General features: G+C 74.9%; 17 protein-coding genes and 1 pseudogene. 7 read left to right on the forward strand and 11 right to left on the reverse strand.

All coding sequences use genetic code 11. The features are described from left to right. Nucleotides 1–2: 2 nt before the first annotated feature. Nucleotides 3–1,283 carry an ROK family transcriptional regulator gene (locus IF83_RS0112695; protein ID WP_394297320.1) on the forward strand — a complete coding sequence of 427 codons (1,281 nt, stop codon included), beginning with the start codon at nt 3–5 and terminating at the stop codon, nt 1,281–1,283. A 46-nt stretch (nt 1,284–1,329) separates the two neighbouring features. Here the strand turns inward: IF83_RS0112695 and IF83_RS0112700 are convergent, their stop codons facing one another. The 7 genes from IF83_RS0112700 to IF83_RS0112730 all read right to left on the reverse strand — a co-directional run bounded on the left by IF83_RS0112700 (nt 1,330) and on the right by IF83_RS0112730 (nt 8,113). Continuing rightward, nucleotides 1,330–2,505, reverse strand: a complete 1,176-nt coding sequence (locus IF83_RS0112700; protein ID WP_030544237.1) for a 4-hydroxybenzoate 3-monooxygenase — start codon at nt 2,503–2,505, stop codon at nt 1,330–1,332. Then, entirely contained in the window at nt 2,505–3,392 is an 888-nt protein-coding gene (locus IF83_RS0112705; RefSeq protein WP_078843419.1) for an alpha/beta fold hydrolase, read from the reverse strand. Before IF83_RS0112705 ends, IF83_RS0112700 begins: the two co-directional genes overlap by 1 nt. After that, a complete protein-coding gene (gene pcaB / locus IF83_RS0112710) occupies nt 3,389–4,939 on the reverse strand; it encodes a 3-carboxy-cis,cis-muconate cycloisomerase (protein WP_078843420.1) in 1,551 nt (516 codons plus the stop codon). Before pcaB ends, IF83_RS0112705 begins: the two co-directional genes overlap by 4 nt. Further along, nucleotides 4,926–5,504, reverse strand: a complete 579-nt coding sequence (gene pcaG / locus IF83_RS0112715) for a protocatechuate 3,4-dioxygenase subunit alpha (RefSeq protein ID WP_030544240.1) — start codon at nt 5,502–5,504, stop codon at nt 4,926–4,928. The genes pcaB and pcaG overlap by 14 nt, the downstream gene beginning before the upstream one ends. Next, nucleotides 5,504–6,349, reverse strand: coding sequence for a protocatechuate 3,4-dioxygenase subunit beta (pcaH, locus tag IF83_RS0112720; protein ID WP_078843421.1), 846 nt, complete (start codon nt 6,347–6,349; stop codon nt 5,504–5,506). Before pcaH ends, pcaG begins: the two co-directional genes overlap by 1 nt. Nucleotides 6,350–6,488: 139 nt before the next feature. Next, a complete protein-coding gene (locus IF83_RS0112725; RefSeq protein ID WP_030544242.1) occupies nt 6,489–7,298 on the reverse strand; it encodes a CoA-transferase subunit beta in 810 nt (269 codons plus the stop codon). Beyond that, complete coding sequence (locus IF83_RS0112730; protein WP_030544243.1) at nt 7,295–8,113, reverse strand: CoA transferase subunit A; 819 nt, start codon at nt 8,111–8,113, stop codon at nt 7,295–7,297. The genes IF83_RS0112725 and IF83_RS0112730 overlap by 4 nt, the downstream gene beginning before the upstream one ends. Nucleotides 8,114–8,254: 141 nt before the next feature. Here IF83_RS0112730 and IF83_RS0112735 point away from each other — a divergent pair, with 141 nt between their 5' ends. Both IF83_RS0112735 and IF83_RS0112740 read left to right on the forward strand, forming a co-directional pair. After that, entirely contained in the window at nt 8,255–9,784 is a 1,530-nt protein-coding gene (locus IF83_RS0112735; RefSeq protein ID WP_030544244.1) for an IclR family transcriptional regulator domain-containing protein, read from the forward strand. Nucleotides 9,785–9,873: 89 nt separating this feature from the next. Next, nucleotides 9,874–10,773 (forward strand): DUF3626 domain-containing protein, encoded by a 900-nt coding sequence (locus tag IF83_RS0112740; protein WP_037679841.1) that lies wholly within the window; start codon nt 9,874–9,876, stop codon nt 10,771–10,773. 63 nt (nt 10,774–10,836) lie between these two features. On the opposite strand, the gene IF83_RS0112745 is transcribed toward IF83_RS0112740, so the two are convergent. Then, entirely contained in the window at nt 10,837–11,589 is a 753-nt protein-coding gene (locus IF83_RS0112745; RefSeq protein WP_030544246.1) for a PIG-L deacetylase family protein, read from the reverse strand. Between the two features lie 86 nt (nt 11,590–11,675). Here IF83_RS0112745 and IF83_RS0112750 point away from each other — a divergent pair, with 86 nt between their 5' ends. Further along, nucleotides 11,676–13,007, forward strand: coding sequence for a helix-turn-helix domain-containing protein (locus tag IF83_RS0112750; protein WP_030544247.1), 1,332 nt, complete (start codon nt 11,676–11,678; stop codon nt 13,005–13,007). Nucleotides 13,008–13,044: 37 nt separating this feature from the next. On the opposite strand, the gene IF83_RS0112755 is transcribed toward IF83_RS0112750, so the two are convergent. Further along, nucleotides 13,045–14,055 (reverse strand): winged helix-turn-helix domain-containing protein, encoded by a 1,011-nt coding sequence (locus IF83_RS0112755; protein ID WP_107046751.1) that lies wholly within the window; start codon nt 14,053–14,055, stop codon nt 13,045–13,047. Between the two features lie 361 nt (nt 14,056–14,416). On the opposite strand from IF83_RS0112755, the gene exaC reads away from it, so the two are divergent. Beyond that, entirely contained in the window at nt 14,417–15,940 is a 1,524-nt protein-coding gene (gene exaC, locus IF83_RS0112760) for an acetaldehyde dehydrogenase ExaC (protein WP_030544249.1), read from the forward strand. Nucleotides 15,941–15,975: 35 nt separating this feature from the next. Here exaC and IF83_RS32015 read toward each other — a convergent pair. Beyond that, nucleotides 15,976–16,415 (reverse strand): annotated as a pseudogene (locus tag IF83_RS32015) (VOC family protein). Between the two features lie 450 nt (nt 16,416–16,865). Here IF83_RS32015 and IF83_RS0112770 point away from each other — a divergent pair. Further along, the gene (locus IF83_RS0112770; RefSeq protein WP_030544250.1) at nt 16,866–17,804 is read left to right on the forward strand and encodes a helix-turn-helix transcriptional regulator; all 939 of its coding nucleotides are present in this window, start codon (nt 16,866–16,868) and stop codon (nt 17,802–17,804) included. Nucleotides 17,805–17,835: 31 nt separating this feature from the next. Further along, on the forward strand, nt 17,836–18,690 hold the full coding sequence (locus IF83_RS0112775; protein ID WP_078843422.1) for a dioxygenase family protein: 855 nt from the start codon (nt 17,836–17,838) through the stop codon (nt 18,688–18,690). Here IF83_RS0112775 and IF83_RS33115 read toward each other — a convergent pair. Next, nucleotides 18,593–18,967, reverse strand: coding sequence for a winged helix-turn-helix transcriptional regulator (locus IF83_RS33115; protein WP_279617218.1), 375 nt, complete (start codon nt 18,965–18,967; stop codon nt 18,593–18,595). The genes IF83_RS0112775 and IF83_RS33115 overlap by 98 nt on opposite strands. Nucleotides 18,968–19,066: the final 99 nt, after the last annotated feature.

Below are 19,066 nucleotides of genomic sequence, written 5' to 3' on the forward strand. Positions count from 1 at the left end.
CGGTGCGGGCGGCACCGCATACGCGCCGGCCCCGGCGTCCCCGTAGGGTCGGAGCGTTCACGAGGAAAGGAGCCGGGGCCGTGGCCGTACCGGCGCCGAACACACAGCACGGCATGCGGCAGCGCAATCTCTCCCTGGTGCTGCACACGGTGGCCGCCCACGGGCCGATCTCGCGGGCCGGTGTCGCCTCCCGGGTCGGGCTGACCCGCGCCGCCGTGTCGACGCTCGTCGACGAACTGGCGCGCGCCGGGCTGCTGGTGGAGCTCGGCCGGAGCCGGCCGGGCACGGTCGGGCGCCCCGGCAGCGATCTCGCGCTGAGCGAGCGCGGTCCGGCCGGGCTGGGCGCGGAGATCGGGGTGGACCGGCTGGCCGTCTGCGCCGTCGATCTGCGGGGACGGGTCCGGGTGCGGGCGGAGGAGGCGGGCGGGCACCGCGACAGCGAGCCCGGCCCGGTGCTGCGGCGGCTCGCCGGGCTCTGTGCCCGGGTGGCGGCGGACGCGGAGCGCGAGGGGCTGCGTCCCGTCGGCGTCGCGGTCGCCGTGCCGGGTCTGGTCGCGCGGGACGCGGCGACGGTGGTGCGCGCCCCGAACCTCGGCTGGCAGGACCTGGACGCCGGCGCCGTCCTCGCCGACGCCCTCGCCCTGCCCGTCACGATCGCCAACGAGGCCAACATCGGCGCGCTGGCGGAGCTCTGGCGCGGCGGCCGCACCCCGGCCCCGCGCGACTTCGTCTATGTCTCGGCCGAGATCGGCATCGGCGCGGCGGTGGTCGTGGACGGTGCCCTGCTGCGCGGGGCGCACGGATTCGCGGGCGAACTGGGGCACGTGCCGGTACGCCCCGCGGGGCGCCCCTGCGCCTGCGGCGGACGGGGGTGCCTGGAGCAGTACGCGGGCGAGGAGGCCGTGCTCCGTGCCGCCGGGATCGAGGAGCGGGGAGCGGCGGGGGTGGCCGTCCTGCGGGCGCGCGCCGACGCGGGGGACGCCGAAGCGCGCCGGGCGCTGCGGGGCGCGGGAACGGCGCTCGGCACCGCGCTCGCCGGGGTGGTGAACCTGCTGGACCCGGAGACCATCGTGCTCGGGGGCGCGCTGACCGAGCTCTCGCCCTGGCTGCTGCCCGCGGCGGAGCGGGAGTTGCGCCGGCACGTGGCCGATCCGACCCGCGCGGCGCACGGCGAGGTCGTGGTGTCCGGGCTGGGCCGGGACGCCGCGCTGCTGGGCGCCGCCCAGTCGGTCGTCCAGGACGTCCTGGACGACCCGATGGGCGCCCTGGCCGCCGCCGGCTGACCGGCGCCCCTCGACGCGGGCCGCCGGCCGCGCGGGCTTCGAACGGTCAGCCGATCGGCAGTCCCGTGTAGTTCTCGGCGAGTTCGGTGGCGGCGGCGGTGGAGTCGGCTATCCGGTGCAGCTGGGATAGCTGGAGCTTGCCGTCGAACGGGCTCTGGTCCGGGTCGGTGTGCAGGGCGGTCGTCATGAAGTACGAGAAGTGCTCGGCCCGCCACACCCGCCGCAGACAGGTGTCGGAGTAGGCGTCGAGCAGGTCCTCGGACCCGGTGGCCCGCCAGTGCTCCAGCGCCTTCGCGAGCACCACCACGTCCGACACCGCCAGGTTGAGCCCCTTCGCGCCGGTCGGCGGGACGATGTGCGCGGCGTCGCCGGCCAGGAACAGCCGGCCGTGGCGCATCGGCTCGGTGACCCAGCTGCGCATCGGGGTGACGGACTTCTGGGTGATCGGGCCCCGTTCGAGCCTCCAGTCGCCGTCGACTGCGAACCGGGCGTCCAGTTCGTCCCAGATCCGCTCGTCGGACCAGTCGTCCGGGTCGGTGCCGTTCGGCACCTGGAGGTAGAGCCTGCTGACGGTGGGCGTGCGCATGCTGTGCAGGGCGAATCCGCGCGGCGAGTGCGCGTAGATCAACTCCTCGCAGGACGGCGGCACATCGGCCAGGATGCCCAGCCAGGAGTACGGATAGACCCGCTCGTACACGCGCCGCTCCGCCTCGGGGAGCGCCTCGCGCGCGACGCCGTGGAAGCCGTCGCAGCCGACCACGATGTCGCAGGAGAGCGTCCGCTCGCGTCCCTCGTGCGTGAACCGGATGACCGGGTTGTCCCCCTCGGCGCCCTCGACGGCCACCGCCTCCGCCTCGAACAGCAGAGGGCCGCCCTCCGCCAGCCGCAGCGCGATGAGGTCCTTCACGACCTCCGTCTGCGCGTACACCATGACGCTGCGTCCGCCGGTGAGCGAGGGGAAGTCGATCCGGTGGCCGCGGCGGTCGAAGCGGAGTTCGATGCCGTGGTGGACCAGGCCCTCGCGGTCCATGCGCTCGCCCGCACCGCAGGCGCGCAGCGCGTCGACGGTCCCCTGTTCGAGGATGCCGGCGCGCTGCCGCTCCTCGACGTAGGCGCGGTCACGGTGCTCCAGGACGACGGAGTCGATTCCGGCCCGGTCCAGCAGCCGGGCGAGCAGCAGACCGGCGGGTCCGCCGCCGATGATGCCGACGGTGGTACGCATCAGGGTTCCTCGGGGGTGTCGGAGCGGACGAGGCGGGGGGAACGGGGACGCGGACGGGCGGCGGCCGGGCCCGCGGGGTCGCGGTGGTGCGCCGCCCCGGCGCCGAAGTGCGCGCGGAGCGCCGCGCCGACGGCGGCGGGCCGGTCGATCCCCGCGAGGTGGGCGGCGTGGGCGAGTTCGAGCAGGTCGGCCCCGGGGATGCCGTCGGCGAGTTCCCGCGCGTGCGCGGGCGGGGTGGCGGGGTCGTCGCGGCCGGCGACGACAAGGGCCGGCGCGCCGATGCCGCCGAGCCGGGACCGCAGGTCGTAGCCGGCGAGCGCGTCGCAGCAGGCGGCGTAGCCGTTCCGGTCGGCGGCGGCGAGATCGGCGAGCACGGCGGCTCCGTGGCGGGAGGCGGCGGCCGCGGCCGGGTCGGCGAACCAGCGCCCGGGGGTGGCGTCCAGGACCGCTCCGGTGCCCTGCTCCCGGACCAGCCGCGCCCGTTCGCGCCAGGCATCGGGGTCGCCGAAGCGGGCCGAGGAGCAGACGAGGGCGAGCGCTTCGACGCGTTCGGGGTGGTGCGCCGCGAGATGGGCGCCGATCGCGCCGCCGAGGGATATGCCGGCATAGCCGAAGCGCGTCCAGCCGTGGTGGTCGGCGAGATCGAGCACCAGGCGGGCCAGATCGGCGACCGTGGTGGCGCCCGGCGTCTCCCAGGACGGCAGGAGATGTACCGGGGAGCCGCCGTGGCCGGGCAGATCCCAGCGGAGCACCCGGCGGGTGCGGGCCAGCTCCGCGGCCTGCGGTTCCCAGACGGCCGCGGAGGTGCCGAGGGACGGCCCCAGGATCAGCGGGGGCGCGGTCTCCGGCCCGTCGAGCCGGTGGTGTGCGAGCGGGCGGCCGGTCATGCCTGCTCCTCGGGGCGCGACGGGGACGGCGGGACGGACGGCGGCGGGGCGGACGGCCCGCCGGAACGGCGGCGGGGCGCGCGGCGCAGGGCCCGGACGGTGAGAGCGGCCGCCTCGCCGGTGTAGCCGGCGGGGTCGGTCAGCTCCCGCAGCCGCGCCTCCGACAGGGCGTCCCGCACGGCGGGTTCCTCGCGAAGCGCTTCCAGGAGGCCGGTCCCCGACTCGGCTGCGCGGCGGGCCGCCGCACCGAGCAGGCCGGCCGCTTCCGTGCGGCCGAGGAGCGGGGCGAGTTCGGCGGTCAGGCGTTCGGAGACGACGAGTCCGCCCGTGCGGTCGAGGTTCACCCGCATGCGTTCGGGCCGGACGTGCAGGCCCTCGGCCAGCCCGGCGGCCGCCTCGGCCGCGCCGCCGGTCAGGCGCAGGGCCTCCCGCAGCGGCTGCCATTCGGCGTGCCAGGCGCCGCCGGGCCGCTCGTCCTCGGCCGCGAGCGAGCCGAGCAGCACGGCGGCGAGGGCGGGGACCTGGCGGGCGGCGGACGCGATGAGCACGGAGCGGGCGGGGTTGGCCTTGTGCGGCATGGCGGACGAGCCGCCGCCGGTTCCCTCCGCGACCTCGCCGACCTCCGTGCGGGAGAGCACCAGGACGTCGGCGGCGAGCTTGCCCAGCGCCCCGGCGGTGAAGGAGAGCCCGGCGGCGAGATCGGCGACGGGGGTGCGCAGGGTGTGCCAGGGCAGCAAGGGCTCGGCGAGGCCGAGTTCCCGCGCGTACCGTGCGGCGATCCGCGAGCCCGCACCGGGCTGGTCCTCTCCCCCGCTGTCCGGGGCGGCCGTGCCGCCGTTACCCGCCTTGTCCTCGCCGCCGCCGGGCCGCGCGTACGCGCCGAAGGCCGCCAGCGTGCCCGCGGCGCCGCCCAGTTGGGCCGGGAGACCGCCGTCCAGGAGCGCGGCCAGCCGGTCGTGGGCGTCCAGGAGCAGGGCGCGCCAGCCCGCCGCCTTGAGGCCGAAGGTGGTGGGCACGGCGTGCTGGGTGAGGGTGCGGCCGGGCATGGGGGTGGCGCGGTGCCGGGCCGCCAGCCGGCCCAGGGCGCCGGCGGCGCGCTCGAGGTCGGCGAGGATCAGCGGGAGCGTCCGCGCGGCCACCAGCATGGTCGCGGTGTCGAGGATGTCCTGGCTGGTCGCGCCCCGGTGCACGTACGCGGCGGCGTCCGGGGCCGCTTTCCGTACAGCGGCGGTGAGGTCGTGGACGAGGGGGATGACGGGGTTGCCGCCGGAGCGGGCGCGCAGGGCGAGGTCCCGCACGTCGAACGCGCCCTCGCGCACAGCGCGGTCCACGGCGTCGGCCGCCTCCCGCGGTGCCAGGCCAAGCGCCGCCTGGGCGCGGGTCAGCGCGGCCTCGGCGTCGAGCAGGGCGGCCAGCCAGGCCCGGTCGCCGGTGGCCGCCTCGGCGGCGGTGCCGGCCCGGACGGGCGAGAGCAGCCCGGTGTCGTCCCCCGCCCCGGCCGCCGGCGGCGGGGCTCCGGCGGCGCCCGCGGGCTCAGGCGAACTCAAGGAAGACCGTCTCCCCCTCGCCCTGCAGGCGGATGTCGAACCGGTGGGTGCGGTGCCTGCCCTCCTCCGGCAGCGCCAGCAGGGTGGCCCTGCGCCCGGCCGGCAGCGTGGAGAGCAGTGTGTCCTCGGGGTCGTCGCGCAGATAGGCGCGGGTGAACAGGTGGTGCATGAGGCCGCGCGCGAAGACGCACACGGACAGGTAGGGCGCGCCGCCGGGCGGCAGGGTGCGCAGCGTGTAGTGCCCGTCGGCGTCGGTGGGGACGCGGGCGAAGCCGGTGAAGTCGACGCCGTCCCGGCCGAGGACCGCCCCGGTGACGGGGTCGCGCCGCAGGGAGCCGGGGGCGCCGGCCACGGAGCCGTCGGGTCCGGCCTGCCAGAACTCCAGCAGGGCGTCGGGGACGCCCGCACCGGCCCCGTCGAGCACCCGGCCGTGGACGGTGATGGTGTCGGGGTGGCCGGGGAGTGCCACCTCGCCGCCGCCGGTGAAGGGCAGCGCGTAGCCGTAGAAGGGGCCGACGGTCTGGGACGGTGTGGGCGGCAGGGCGCGGGGTGGTGTGGTGCTCATCAGCGGCCTTCCTCGATCCAGGTGGCGGAGGGTCCGTCGAGGACGATGTCCCAGCGGTAGCCCAGGGACCACTCGGGCCGCGACAGCTCGTGGTCGTAGGCGGCGACGAGCCGTTCGCGGGCGGCCGTGTCGGTGACCGAGGCCAGGATCGGGTCGTGGGGGAAGAGGGGGTCGCCCGGAAAGTACATCTGGGTGACCAGCCGCTGGGTGAAGGCGGCGCCGAAGAGCGAGAAGTGGATGTGCGCGGGGCGCCAGGCGTTGAGGTGGTTCCGCCAGGGGTAGGGGCCGGGCTTGATCGTGGTGAAGGTGTAGGCGCCGTGATTGTCGGTCAGGCAGCGGCCGACGCCGGTGAAGTGCGGGTCGAGGGGCGCCGGGTGCTGGTCGCGCTGGTGCGCGTAGCGGCCGGAGGCGTTGGCCTGCCAGATCTCGACGAGCTGGTTGCGCACGGGGCGGCCGCTGCTGTCGAGCACGCGTCCGGTGACGGTGATGCGCTCGCCCAGCGGCTCGCCGCGGTGCTGCCGGGTGAGGTCGGCGTCGAGTTCGGTGACGTCGGTGGGCCCGAAGACGGGCCCGTGCAGTTCGACGGTCTCCGGGTCGCCGTTCACGGCGACGAGCGGCTCCTTCGGGTGCCGCAGAACGCTGCTGCGGTAGGGGCGGAAGTCGCGCGGGGGGTGGTGCGCCGCGGGGGCGCCCCCGGCGCGGGCCTCGTCGTAGGCCGCGTGCAGTTCGGCGATCTCCCGGTCGATGTCGGCCTGGACCAGGGGCTGCCGGTCGGCGGGCGTGACCGTCTCGGGCGCCGGCGCCGGCGCGGGCGGCGGCACCGGCGCGGTGCGGGACTGCTTCATGCGGAGGCCTCCTGGGCGTGCGGGGCGGTTCGGGCACTGGAGGGTGCGGCAATCCGGGCCCGGAGGCGGAGGCCGGGCGTCCGGTGTGCGGCCGCGCGGAGCGGTCCGGCCACCGGCGGCGTACGGCGGACCGGGCGGTTCACGCGGCGCTCCTTCCGGCGGCCTTGAGGGCGCGCAGGGTGGCCAGTTCGGCCTCCGCCGGCGGCGCGGTGGTGACCGGGTCCGCGGCGACGCGCAGGTCCCAGCCGGTGGCGGCACGCACCTGTCCGACGGTGACGCCCGGGTGGAGGTCGGTGAGGACGAGCTCGGCCGTCTCCGGGTCGGGCCGCAGGATGCCGAGGTCGGTGATGACGGCGGTCGGTCCGGCGCCGCGGAGCCCGAGCCGTTCCCGGTCCCCGGGCCCGGTTCCGTGGCCGACGGTGGTGGTGAAGTCGAGCCGGCGCACGAAGTTGCGGGTGGAGTGGCGGAGCACCATCAGCACCCGCCCGCAGTTGGCGGCGATCTCGGGGGCGCCGCCGGCCCCGGGCAGCCGTCCCTCGGGGCGGCCGGGGCCCCGGTCCACGACGGTGGTGTTGATGTTGGCGAAGCGGTCGACCTGGGCGGCGCCGAGGAAGCCGACGTCGATGCGCCCGGCCTGGAGCCAGTAGTTGAAGATCTCCGGCACGGAGACCACCGCGTCGGCCGTGTCGGCGAGTTCGCCGTCGCCGATGGAGAGCGGCAGCCGGGTCGGTTTGGAGCCCAGGGTGCCGGACTCGTAGATCAGGACGAGGCCCGGGTTGGCGGTGTGGCGGGCGAGGTTGGCGGCGGTGCTGGGGAGCCCGATGCCGACGAAGCAGGTGCGGGCGCCGGAGAGGGCGCGGGCGGCGTTGACCGTCATCAGCTCGTCGGAGGTCCAGCCGGCCTCCGGTGCGCCGGGGCTGCCGGCCGGGGCGGTGGCATCGGTGGTCATCGCGGTTCGCTCCCGTCGTACACGTGGTCCTTCAGCCAGGCCCGGAAGGCGTCGCGGTCCCGGGAGACCGCGTCCCAGGCCGCGTAGGCGTCGTTGTCGCGGACGGAGTAGCCGGCGGCGTACGAGGGGTGCGCGCCGCCGGGGACGTGCGCGACGGCCGTGACGACCCAGCCGGGCAGGACGATGCCGCGGGGCCGGGGCTCCAGGACGTCCACGATCTCCTCGACGGTCACCAGCACCCGCTTCGCGGCGAGCGCGGCCTCCTTCTGCACGCCGGTCAGACCCCAGAGCTGGACGTTGCCGTCGCGGTCGGCCTGCTGGGCGTGGATGACGGTGACGTCGGGGTTGAGGGCCCGTACGGCGGCCAGTTCCTCACCGGTGAAGGGGCAGGTGACGGTGGAGACGGTGTCCGTGCGGGTCGCGAGGTCGCTGCCCCGGTAGCCGCGCAGCACGGCGAACGGCAGTCCGGACGCGCCGGCGACGTAGCGGTTGGCCATGCCGGCGTGGCTGTGCTCGTCCAGTTCGAGAGTGCGCGGCCAGCCGTTCTCGACGGCGTCGCGGAAGCGGTGCAGGGAGCCGACGCCGGGGTTTCCGCCCCAGGAGAAGACGAGCTTCCTCACCAGCCCCGCGCCGATGAGACGGTCGTAGACGACGTCGGGGGTCATCCGGACCACGGTGAGGTCGGTGATGCCCTGCCGGATGACTTCGTGCGCGGCGGCGAACGGGATCAGGTGCGTGAATCCCTCCATCGCCACGGTGTCGCCGTCATGGATGAGCTCTGCGACGGCATCGTGCAGGGTGCGGATTTCTGCCATGCCCTCTCACTTGTTCGCCGAGTGAACTTTCGTTCATAATGCTGCCCGGGGTCGAGTCTCCGTCCCGCGGGCACCGCTGTCAACGGTCCGTCCCCATCTCGACCAGCGCCTTCCGCACCACCCCGACGGAGGAGACCGGCCATGACCGGCGACGACACCACCGCGGCGCTCGCCGGCACCGTGCCGGTGACCGGCCCGCTGGAGCGCGGCCTGGCCGTGCTGCGCGCGATGGCCGCGTCCGGCGGCCGGCGGCTGCGGCCCAGCGACCTCGTGCACGCCACCGGGCTGGCCCGCGCCACCGTCGACCGGGTCGTCGGCACCCTCCTCCACCTCGGCCTGCTCCGCGCGGCGGGCCGGGACCTCGAGCTCTCGCCCCTGCTCATGCGGTTCGGCAACGCTTATCTGCGGAGCTGCGGCGTGGCCGACGCGCTGGAGCCGTTCGCCGAGCTGATCGCGGACGAGCTGGACGAGTCGGTGTCCGTCGCGGTGCCGGACGGCGACGGCGTCCGCTTCGTCACCCAGGTGATCCGCCGCCGCGCCATGACCCCGGTCTTCCGCATCGGCGACCTCCTGCCCGCCGACCGCTGCGCGGCCGGCATGGTCACCGGCCCGGAGCACCCCGTATGGGCCGTGGACGACCAGCGGATGGAGCGGGGCCTGATCGCCGTGGCCGTGCCGGTACGGGACGCGGAGGGCCGGCGAGTCTGCGGCATCAGCGTGGTCAGCAACACCGGACGGCACACCGCCGCCTCCCTCACCGCCGTCGCGCTCCCCCGGCTGCGCACCCTGCTGCCCGCCATGGAGGCCGCCCTGGCCGAGGCCCGCGCCCGTCCCCCGCGCCCGGGCACGGCCCCGTACGCGCCCGTGGCCGACGCCAAACGGGAGCTGGGCGCGGGCTTCCTGCAGTCACTGGCCCGCGGCCTGGACGTCCTCGCCGCCCTCGGCGCCGGACCGCGCGGGCTCACCCTCTCCGAGACGGCGGAGGCGGTCGGCCAGCCCCGGGCCACCGCCCGCCGGGCTCTGCTCTCCCTCGAACAGCTCGGCTACGTACGCTCCGCCGACCGCCGCTTCCAGCTGCTCCCCCGCGTACTGGAGCTGGGCTACGCGCCGCTGTCCGGGCTGGGCTTCGCGGAGATCGTCCAGCCGCGCCTGGAGGAACTGGCCGCCCGCGCAGGGGAATCGGCCTCCGTGGCCGTCCTCGACGGTGACGACATCCGGTACATCGCCCGCGTCCCCACGTACCGGATCATGAGCGTCAACATCACCATCGGCACCCGCTTCCCCGCCACGCCCACCTCCATGGGCCGGGTCCTGCTGGCCGGCCTGCCCCCCGAGGAGCGCGCCGCGCGGCTCTCCGCCGGGGAGCTCCCGCGCTTCACCGCCCGGACGGTCACCGATCCCGCCGAGCTCGGCCGCGTCCTGGACGGGGTGGCCGCGGACGGCTACGCCCTGGTCGACGAGGAGCTGGAGGAGGGCCTCCGCTCCCTGGCCGTACCCGTACGGGGCCGCGACGGCCGCCCCGTGGCGGCGCTCAACGTCTCCACCCACACCGGCCGCGGTACGGCCGAGGAGTCCCGGGCGGCGCTGCTGCCCGCCCTGCGCGAGACGGCCGCCCGCATCGGCGAGGACCTGGCCACCGCCTTCGAACGCCGGCCCCTGCGGCTGCCCTGACCCCGCGCCCGCGTCGCGCACCCGCACCCGGCCGCCGCCCCGGCGGAAATCCAGTGCGGCGGCGGGCCGCGCCCGGGCAGACTGCGGTGATGCGCGACGACATCACGGGCCCGGCCGCAACACGGGCGCTCCGCCACGTGGCGTCCCTGGCCACGGGAGCACAGCTCGACCCGCGGCTGCGCCTGACGCTCAACTTCCACCCCGACCGCACGGCGGGCGACCGGCCGCTCCTGCAGGCCCTGACCGAGGACGGCGTCTACCGTTCGCAGTTCGTCACCGGCACCAGCAACGGCGGCCTGACCGCCCATCCCGGCGGCGACCGGTGGCGCTGGGAGAGCAGGATGTTCGGCGGGGCCTACGACCGGGCACCCGCGCACGAGCGCCCCGTCTACGGCGCGCTCAACTTCCGTCGGCGCCCCTTCGGCGCGGCCCACCGCTTCGGCTCCTCCCACTTCCGGCTGACAGCGGAGACGCTGGAACGCGCCACGTTCTGCTATCCGGACAGTGCCGCCGAGCCGTCGCATTTCGGCACCGCGGCCGCCATGTCTTTGATCGAACTGGCCGCGGCCGACGACCAGGATGTGCTCAACGACTACATCGAGGCCCAGGTGCACGGCCCGGTCGCGCTCGACCGCCATGTGGAGGCGCTGGTCCTGGACCCGAGTTACCGCGGTACGGAGGTGGAGGCAGCGGCCCGCCGGCTGCCCTGCCCCGTCGAATGGCACGCAGGATTCCGGCTCACCGTCGAGGAGTTGCGGCGCCACCCGGACTACCGGGGGCCGGAGTACACCGAACTCGGAGCCGCGATCGCCGAGGACGGCCGTCTCGACCCCCGGGTCATCGGCGACGCCGCCCGCTCCGGCCACCACGACCATCAGGCCCTGAAGATGGTCTGGCACTGCCTGGCCCGGTACGGCGCGCCTCCCTCTGCTGACGCGGACGCGGGCACGGGCTCGCCGGGCGCCGCCGCGTCCGCCCGCGCGGCGTGAGCAGCGGCGCACCGCTGACGGGGCTGCCCGCCACCGCGCGCCGCCCCCTCCGGCTCACCGCGCTCAGCGGGGGAAGACCTCGAAGACCGCGGCCGGGCGGCCGCCGAAGCGGGTGGACGCGGCTTCGGCGTTGCCGGTGAGGAAGGCGCGGGCGTAGCTTTCCGGGTCCTCGTCCGTCAGGCCCTCGATGTAGGCGCGGTGCGCCAGCAGGGACAGGACGCCCTTCTCCAGCCCGTCCGTCACGTCGACCGCGTGCGTCGGCTGCGGGGAGGCGGCGACGGCCACCCAGCGCACCCCGTCCCACGGCTGGAGCCCCTGCTCGGTCAGTTCGGGGAAGATCCACCGGTTGCCGGCGTCGCCCACCGCGTCCAGCGTGGCCAGGCCGACCGCCCGGTGGTCCGGGGTGTTCCAGAAGGTGCCGCCGAAGGTCTCGCGGTGGTTGAGGGTGAGCACCAGCTCCGGCCGGTGCCGGCGGATCGCGGCCGCGATGTCCCGGCGCAGTCCGGTGCCGTACTCGATCACCCCGTCCGGGTAGCCGTCGAGGAACTCCACCGAGGACACGCCGACCACGGCCGCGCTCTCCCGCTGCTCCCGTTCCCGCAGCGGCGCGCAGTCCGCGGGCGCCATGCCGTCGATGCCCGCCTCGCCCCGGCTGACCAGGAGGTAGGAGACCTCCGCTCCCCGGTCCACCCAGCCGGCGATGGCCGCGGCGGCCCCGTATTCGAGATCGTCCGGGTGGGCGACGACCGCCAGACAGCGTTCCCAGGACTCCGGGAAGGCCGCGAGCTGCTCCGCCGTCTCCGGTTCTTCCGTCATCGACGTCTCCCCATCTGTTGTCGAACCCTCGATGCACCGCCACGATGGTGACACTCCGCTCCGCTCATCCATTCCGGGAAGCCGTCGTGGTCAATCCTTGGGTCGCTCTCGAACCGGGCGCCGATCCCGCCGAGCGGGCCGGCGCGATCCGCCGCGCGCACGACGCCTTCACCACGGGGCGGGCCGGGGGGCAGGCCGGGGCGCCCGCCGGCGGCCGCCGCCCGGGCCCGCCCGGGCCGTCCGTCCGCCCGGTGGTCGCCGACTCCTGGCGGCGCTCCGCGCGGGCCCGTGTCAGCCCGGACGGCACCGCGCCCGTCGAGCTGTCCGACGACGACCTCGACGCCTACCGCGCGGAGCATCCGCTGGCCCGGGTCATGCCGCTGTTCCGCGATCTGATGGGCACCTTCGCCATGGACGGGGAACATCTGCTGGCCGTCTGCGACGCGCAGGGCAGGCTCCTGTGGGTCGAGGGCCACACGGCCGCCCGCCGCCGCGCGGACCGGATGAACTTCGTGCCCGGCGCGGCCTGGTCCGAGTCGGCCGTGGGAACCAACGCGCCCGGCACGGCCGTCGCCGTCGACCGCCCCGTGCAGGTGTTCGCGGCCGAGCACTTCAACCGCACCGTGCACACCTGGACGTGCGCCGCCGCCCCGGTGCACGACCCGCACAGCGGCCGGCTGCTCGGCGCCGTCGACATCACCGGCGGCGACCGGCTCGCCCACCCGCACAGCCTCGCCTTCGTCCAGGCCGTCGCCCGGGCCGCCGAGTCGCAGCTCGCCCTGCTCGGCCCGGCGCCCGGCGCGTCACGGACCGCCTCCCCCGCCGTGGAACTCCGCGCCCTCGGCCTGGACGAGGCCCAGCTCACCGCCGGCGGCCGCACCCTCCGGCTCAGCCGCCGCCACAGCGAACTGATGGTCCTGCTCGCCTGCCACCCCGAGGGCATGACCGGGGACGAACTGCTCGTCGCCCTGTACGAGGACGAGCACACGACCCCGGTCACCCTGCGCGCCGAGCTGTCGCGGCTGCGCCGGGCACTCGGCGACGGGCTGCTCCGCTCCCGCCCGTACCGGCTGACGGCGCCGGTCACGGCGGACTTCGACACGGTGCTGCGCCACCTCGCGGCCGGAACGCCGGCGGCGGCCGTCGCCGCCTACCGCGGCCCGCTGCTGCCCTCCTCCCGGGCCCCGGCCGTGCTCCGGCTGCGCGACCGCGTCGACGGCCAGCTGCGCGCGGCCCTGCTGGCCCGCCGCGACCCGGAGCTGCTGGGCGCCTGGACGGGCAGCCCGTGGGGCGCGGAGGACCTGGAGGCGTGGGCGGCGCTGGCGGCCGTCCTCCCCCAGGGGTCACCGCGCGCCCCGCTCGTCCTGCAGCGCGTCCGCGAACTGGACGCCGAGCAGAGCGGGTTCCCCGTGCGCTGAGAGCACCGCCGGGGCCGGCGCCGCGCCCCCGCGCGCCCTACCCGCCGGCCGGGGCGTTGAGCACCGTGACGCCCGCGGGCGTCACGGTGTGCAGCGCGGTGTTGCGATGGCGGGCGGTCGTGGTGAGCCCGGCGGTCCGCAGCACGGTGGCGTGCTCACTGGCACTGGCCGGTGAGATGCGCGCGTACCGCGCGAGTTCCGTGGTCGTGCACCCGGGATGCTCGGCGATGGAGCGCAGCACCGTGGCGCGGGTGGCGCCCAGGAGCGCCGACAGTGCCGGGGAGGGCGCCGTCAGCGCGGAGGCCGTCCGCACGGCCGGCAGGGCGGCCCCGGTCTCCGCGCCGCTGACGGGGTAGGTGATCCAGGGCTGCGGTTCGGCGGTGTCGTCGAGCAGCGGGAACTCGACGCCGAACACACTGGGGACCAACAGCAGTCCGCGGCCCCCGAGATGGACGTCGGCATCGCGGCCCGAGGCCATCCTCACGGCCAGCACCGGCGGTTCCCAGCGCATCCGGCGCGGATTGAGGGAGTTCAGCAGGGTTCCCGGGCCGCCCCGGATCACGTGACGCATGCGCATCGCCTGGTCTGCCGCGACCAGTGCGTCGATCCGCTCCCGGTGCGGCTCGACGGCCTCCCGGTGGACGTGCTCCATGAGATCCACCAGCCGCCCCAGCACGGCCGCGTCCTCCCCGAGGCCCCGGGTCCAGGCGGGAACCGTCCGCCGCTGCGCAGCCCACGCCTCCGTCTCCTTGCGGACGTGCCCGCGGGGCAGGGACCGCATCTCGTCGAACAGTTCACCCGGTTCGCGGGCCGCGGCGGCATCGAGCAGGTTCAGGGAGACCCCCACCGAAGGGGTCACCTCGAAGAGCATCCGCACCTGCGGTGACAGCTGCCGCAACACCTGCCGGCGCCAGGCGCCGAACCGCACCGGGTAGCTGCGCTCCTGCAGCAGCCGCAGCGCGATGTCCACCTCCAGCAGCGGGCGCGGCGCCTCGGCCACGCGGGTACGGGCCAAGTCTTCGGCGGTGAAGTGAAAACGCAGGGGCACTTGCCCCATCGTTCCGTCGCGCCCTTCTTCGGGCAACGCCGAAACAGGTCGCCGCCGGACCGGTGGCCGGACATCCTCGGGGCAGCGGGAGGGGAGGAAGGCCGGGCGCGCTCCGGCCGCGGGCCCGCCGGCCGGCGCCGCACGGGGGTGGGCGCCGGCCGGCGGGCCGGGAGAGCGCCCCGGCCCGCTGTCATCCGTGCGGCGTACGACCGTGCGGGCCCTGCACCTCCCCCGCGGGCGACGGCCCGGTCACCGGGCGGCTCACGCAACGTGGTTGCAACCTTCCGGTCACTAGCCTCCGCCGGACCGGCCGATGACGAGCCGGTGCGAGCCCGTACGCGCACCCCAGGAGGCCACCGAGATGACCCGCTACTCCGCGCCCGGAACCGACGGCGCGATCGTCTCCTACCAGCCCCGTTACGACCACTGGATCGGCGGGGAGTACGTCCGGCCGAAGCTCGGCCGGTACTTCGAGAACCCCAGCCCGGTGAACGGCCGTCCCTTCACCGAGGTGGCGCGGGGCACCGCCGAGGACGTCGAGGCGGCCCTCGACGCGGCCCACGCGGCCGCCCCGGCCTGGGGCCGCACCCCGGCGGCCGAGCGCGCCACCGTCCTCAACAAGGTCGCCGACCGGATGGAGGCCCACCTGGAGGAGCTGGCGGTCGCGGAGAGCTGGGAGAACGGCAAGCCGGTCCGCGAGACGCTCGCCGCCGACATCCCGCTCGCCATCGACCACTTCCGCTACTTCGCCGGCGCGCTGCGCGCCCAGGAGGGCAGCCTCAGCGAACTGGACGACGACACCGTCGCCTACCACTTCCACGAGCCGCTGGGCGTGGTCGGCCAGATCATCCCGTGGAACTTCCCCATCCTGATGGCCGTCTGGAAGCTGGCGCCGGCGCTGGCCGCGGGCAACGCGGTCGTCCTGAAGCCGGCCGAGCAGACACCGGCGTCGATCCACGTCCTGATGGGCCTGATCGCCGACCTGCTGCCACCGGGCGTGGTCAACATCGTCAACGGCTTCGGCGTGGAGGCGGGCAAGCCGCTGGCCTCCAGCGCGCGCGTGGCGAAGATCGCCTTCACCGGCGAGACCACGACGGGGCGGCTGATCATGCAGTACGCCAGCGAGAACATCAAGCCGGTCACGCTCGAACTCGGCGGCAAGAGCCCGAACATCTTCTTCGACGACGTGTCGTCCGCGGATGACGACTTCTTCGACAAGGCCCTGGAGGGCTTCACGATGTTCGCCCTCAACCAGGGCGAGGTCTGCACCTGCCCGTCGCGGGCCCTCATCCAGCACGGTCACTACCGGGAGTTCCTGGACGCGGCGGTGGCCCGCACGGAAAAGATCGTCCCCGGGCACCCCCTGGACACGGACACGATGATCGGCGCCCAGGCGTCCAACGACCAGCTCCAGAAGATCCTCTCCTACCTCGACATCGGTCGGCAGGAGGGCGCCAAGGTCCTCACCGGGGGCGAACAGATCACCGCCGGCGGGGACATGGAGGGCGGCTACTACGTGCAGCCCACCATCTTCGAGGGCGGCAACCACATGCGGATCTTCCAGGAGGAGATCTTCGGCCCGGTCGTCTCGGTCACCTCCTTCAGCGACTTCGACGACGCCATGAAGACCGCCAACGACACCCTCTACGGACTGGGCGCGGGCGTCTGGACCCGCGACATGAACACCGCCTACCGCGCGGGCCGCACCATCCAGGCGGGCCGCGTCTGGACGAACTGCTACCACGCCTACCCGGCACACGCGGCCTTCGGCGGCTACAAGCAGTCGGGCATCGGCCGGGAGAACCACCGGATGATGCTGGAGCACTACCAGCAGACCAAGAACCTGCTGGTCTCGTACTCGCCGAAGAAGCTGGGCTTCTTCTAGACGCCACGGAAGGGCGCCTGAACGGGAACGGCCCGTCAGGCGCCCTTCCCGGCGCGCGGCATCGCGGCGCGGTCCCGCTCGCTGCGGAGAACACAGAATTCGTTGCCCTCGGGGCGGCGAGGACAGCCCAGCCTGCTCCGCCGGGTTCCCGGCGGTCGGCGACGAAGGTGGCACCAAGGTTCAGCAAACGGTGGACCTCGTCCTCGCGCGAGGTCGCCGGGCGCAGGCACAGGTGGATCCGGTTCTTGGCCGTCTTCGGTTCCGGCACCTGGTTGAAGTGGAGCAGCGGACCCTCCGGCAGCATCACCCGAGCTTCCGGGTCGCCCGGTTCGTCCTCCGGGTTCAGCGGGCGACCGGTCACCTCGCACCAGAACCGGGCCAGTTGATAGGCATCAGCGCAGTCGATCGCCATGTTCTGAACCATCGGGACCGTACGCGTGAGCCTGCCCGAGCACCGCTCGGTCCGCCACCACATTGCCCCCGGGCTCCGGGTACGGCGCACCGGCCTCCGGCCTCGAGGGTTCCGGGAGGCGGCCTCCCTCACGCAAGGGCGTGACGAGTCGCGTCAGCGTCTCTGACCTGCATCGATGCGGATGTACCCGTCCCTGACCTGCGCGGATAAGTCTTTCAGTGTCTTTCGGGATCGTGCTGCGTTACGCGGTCGATTCTCCCCACGCGCTCCCCAGGACCGTCGATCCTCCCCAGATTCTCCCCGGGGAGTGCCGTTGCGGCGGGCCTGGTGGCACGGGACCGCCCTGGTCGGGCTGCCCGCGTCGGCGATGGCCCGGATGGTCTTCCGATGCCGCAACTCCAGCTCCATGAAGGGAGCTTGCGGTGCCGGAGGGCGACGGGCAAGGGGTTGGTACAGACCTCAACGGGAACGGATGTGCCCGACCCGGTCGTGTCCGCGAGAGGAGTACGAGTGATGCGCAGCACCACCGTCCTGCCGGGAGTTCCCACCCTGCCGACCGGCCCGGGGGACGTGCCGCTGCACCGGCTGGAGGTGTCCCCGCCCACCGCCCTGCCCTTCGCGGTGGGCTCCTTCGAGGAGGTGGGCCCGCTATCGCGGTGGGACCGGCCGCACCGGCACACCTTCTACGAGATCGTCCACCTCCGCGCCGGTTCGGGAACCCATGTCGTCGATATCGCCCGGTGGCCGGTCAAGCCCCCGCAGCTGGCCGTGATTCGGCCCGGCCAGGTGCACCACTGGGAGGGCGGGCAGGGGCCCGAGGGCTCGCTCGTGCTGTTCACCGACGACTTTCTGGTGGACCACCCCGGCGACCGTGAGCTGCTGCGGGAGCTGGGAGCGCACTGCCGGTACGGGCTGGACGCCGGGCAGGACCGGTCGATCGGGGGCCTGATCGCCGAACTGGCCGCCGAGTACCGGCAGCGCGCCCCGGGGCACGAGAGCGTCCTGCGGTCCCTGCTCCACGTCCTGATCGTGCGCGCCGCCCGGCTCCCCTGCCGCACGGGACAGGGCCGCGAGCCGCGCGCCCACGGCCGTACGGCCGCCGTGGCGGAGGCCTTCGCGGAGCTGGTCACGCGGCCCGAGGCGGCGGGCTGGACGGTGCGGGAGTGCGCCGATCGGTTGGGGGTCTCACCCGGCTACCTCACCCAGGCGGTCCGGGCGGCCACCGGCCGGCCGCCCGGACGGCTCCTCATCGAGGCCCGCGTGTACCAGGCTCAACAGCTGCTCGCTCACACCGAGTTGACCGTACGGCAGGTTGCCGCCCGCACCGGCTTCGACGACCCGGCCTACTTCGGGCGGTTCTTCCGACGCGAGACCGGCAGCAGTCCCGGCGCCTTCCGAAAACACCACAGCCGCCACCACCAGTCCCTCGAAGCGCCGTCGGTACCCGCCTAGTTTCGGTGTCCACCCCCCACGAGGAGGAGACATGGACGAGGCAGGCACGTACAGCGCGGGCCCGGACGACCCCGGCACCGGCCGCGAGCCGGCATCTCCCCGGCTCGTCGGCCGCAAGACGGTGCTGCGGGCCGCGCTCGCGGCCACCGCCGCGGTTCCCGTCGCACTGGCCGCCGGACCGGCCCTCGCCCGCACCGCGGCGGCGAGCGGCACCACGCCGCAGCTCACGCCGTCCTGCGACGACGGCGACGACCCCACCCCGGAGCAGATGGAGGGCCCCTACTTCAAGCCGAACTCACCGCAGCGCACCAGCCTGCTGGAGCCAGGCATGCCGGGCACCTCGCTGACCGTGACGGGTTATGTCTTCGGCCGCGCCTGCCTGCCCCTGTCCGGGGTGCTGCTGGACTTCTGGCAGGCTGATGCCAACGGCGCCTACGACAACACGGGTTTCCGGCTGCGCGGGCACCAATACACCGATTCCCGCGGCTCCTTCACGCTCACCACGATCGTGCCGGGCCTGTACCCGGGGCGCACCCGCCACCTCCACGTCAAGCTGCAGGCGCCCGGCCGTCCGGTCCTGACCACGCAGCTGTACTTCCCGAACGAGCCGCGCAACAACACCGACACGATCTTCGATCCGCGGCTGCTGATGACCGTGCGCGACGGGGGCGGCGGCCGGGAGGCGGCGTTCGACTTCGTCCTCGACGTCCCGCAGGACCCGGGCCCCGGTCCCACCCCGCCGGGCGGGACCTGGACGGTGGGCGTCTCCTATCGGGCGGACGACCGGGTCACGTACGCCGGACACGCCTACGTCTGCCTCCAGGCGCACACCGCACAGCCGGGCTGGGAGCCGCCGGCGGTGCCGGCCCTGTGGCGGGCGGCGTGAGCCGGCGGCGCCGTGCGAGGGGACGGCGCCGCCGGCTGCCCGGCCACTTCTCCAGCGGCCCGACGTTCTCCGTGTCGCAGCGCTCCCGGACCGCGTGGACCGCGTGGTGGTGAGTCTCCGCCCGGTCCCTCACCACGGCCGGCAGCAGGGCGAGGTACTCGCCGAGCGGGGTGAGGGCCCGGTCGACGCGGACCGGGACGGACATGGTGACGGACCGGGAGAGGATGCTGTCCCGTTGCAGCGTGCTCAGGGCGTGGGTCGGCACCTTCGGGCTCACACCTGTGTCTTGCGGCCAGTGGGTGCCTGTGATGCGGAGGACGAGGGGGCTGTCGGGCAGCAGACGCTGCTCGTCCCTCGGAGGCGGTGATCGCTTCGC

It is taken from the genome of Streptomyces albus subsp. albus (assembly GCF_000719865.1).
Taxonomy (GTDB): Bacteria; Actinomycetota; Actinomycetes; order Streptomycetales; family Streptomycetaceae; genus Streptomyces; species Streptomyces albus_E.

Bases quoted from the DNA above. Each gene is read 5' to 3' on its own strand.
- IF83_RS0112730 (WP_030544243.1), bottom strand. From the start codon at position 8,113: ATGGCAGAAATCCGCACCCTGCACGATGCCGTCGCAGAGCTCATCCAT.
- IF83_RS0112745 (WP_030544246.1), bottom strand. From the start codon at position 11,589: ATGACGGAAGAACCGGAGACGGCGGAGCAGCTCGCGGCCTTCCCGGAG.
- exaC (WP_030544249.1), top strand. From the start codon at position 14,417: ATGACCCGCTACTCCGCGCCCGGAACCGACGGCGCGATCGTCTCCTAC.
- IF83_RS0112775 (WP_078843422.1), top strand. From the start codon at position 17,836: ATGGACGAGGCAGGCACGTACAGCGCGGGCCCGGACGACCCCGGCACC.
- IF83_RS0112740 (WP_037679841.1), top strand. From the start codon at position 9,874: ATGCGCGACGACATCACGGGCCCGGCCGCAACACGGGCGCTCCGCCAC.
- IF83_RS0112725 (WP_030544242.1), bottom strand. From the start codon at position 7,298: ATGACCACCGATGCCACCGCCCCGGCCGGCAGCCCCGGCGCACCGGAG.
- pcaH (WP_078843421.1), bottom strand. From the start codon at position 6,349: ATGAAGCAGTCCCGCACCGCGCCGGTGCCGCCGCCCGCGCCGGCGCCG.
- IF83_RS0112770 (WP_030544250.1), top strand. From the start codon at position 16,866: ATGCGCAGCACCACCGTCCTGCCGGGAGTTCCCACCCTGCCGACCGGC.
- IF83_RS0112735 (WP_030544244.1), top strand. From the start codon at position 8,255: ATGACCGGCGACGACACCACCGCGGCGCTCGCCGGCACCGTGCCGGTG.
- IF83_RS0112705 (WP_078843419.1), bottom strand. From the start codon at position 3,392: ATGACCGGCCGCCCGCTCGCACACCACCGGCTCGACGGGCCGGAGACC.
- pcaG (WP_030544240.1), bottom strand. From the start codon at position 5,504: ATGAGCACCACACCACCCCGCGCCCTGCCGCCCACACCGTCCCAGACC.
- IF83_RS0112700 (WP_030544237.1), bottom strand. From the start codon at position 2,505: ATGCGTACCACCGTCGGCATCATCGGCGGCGGACCCGCCGGTCTGCTG.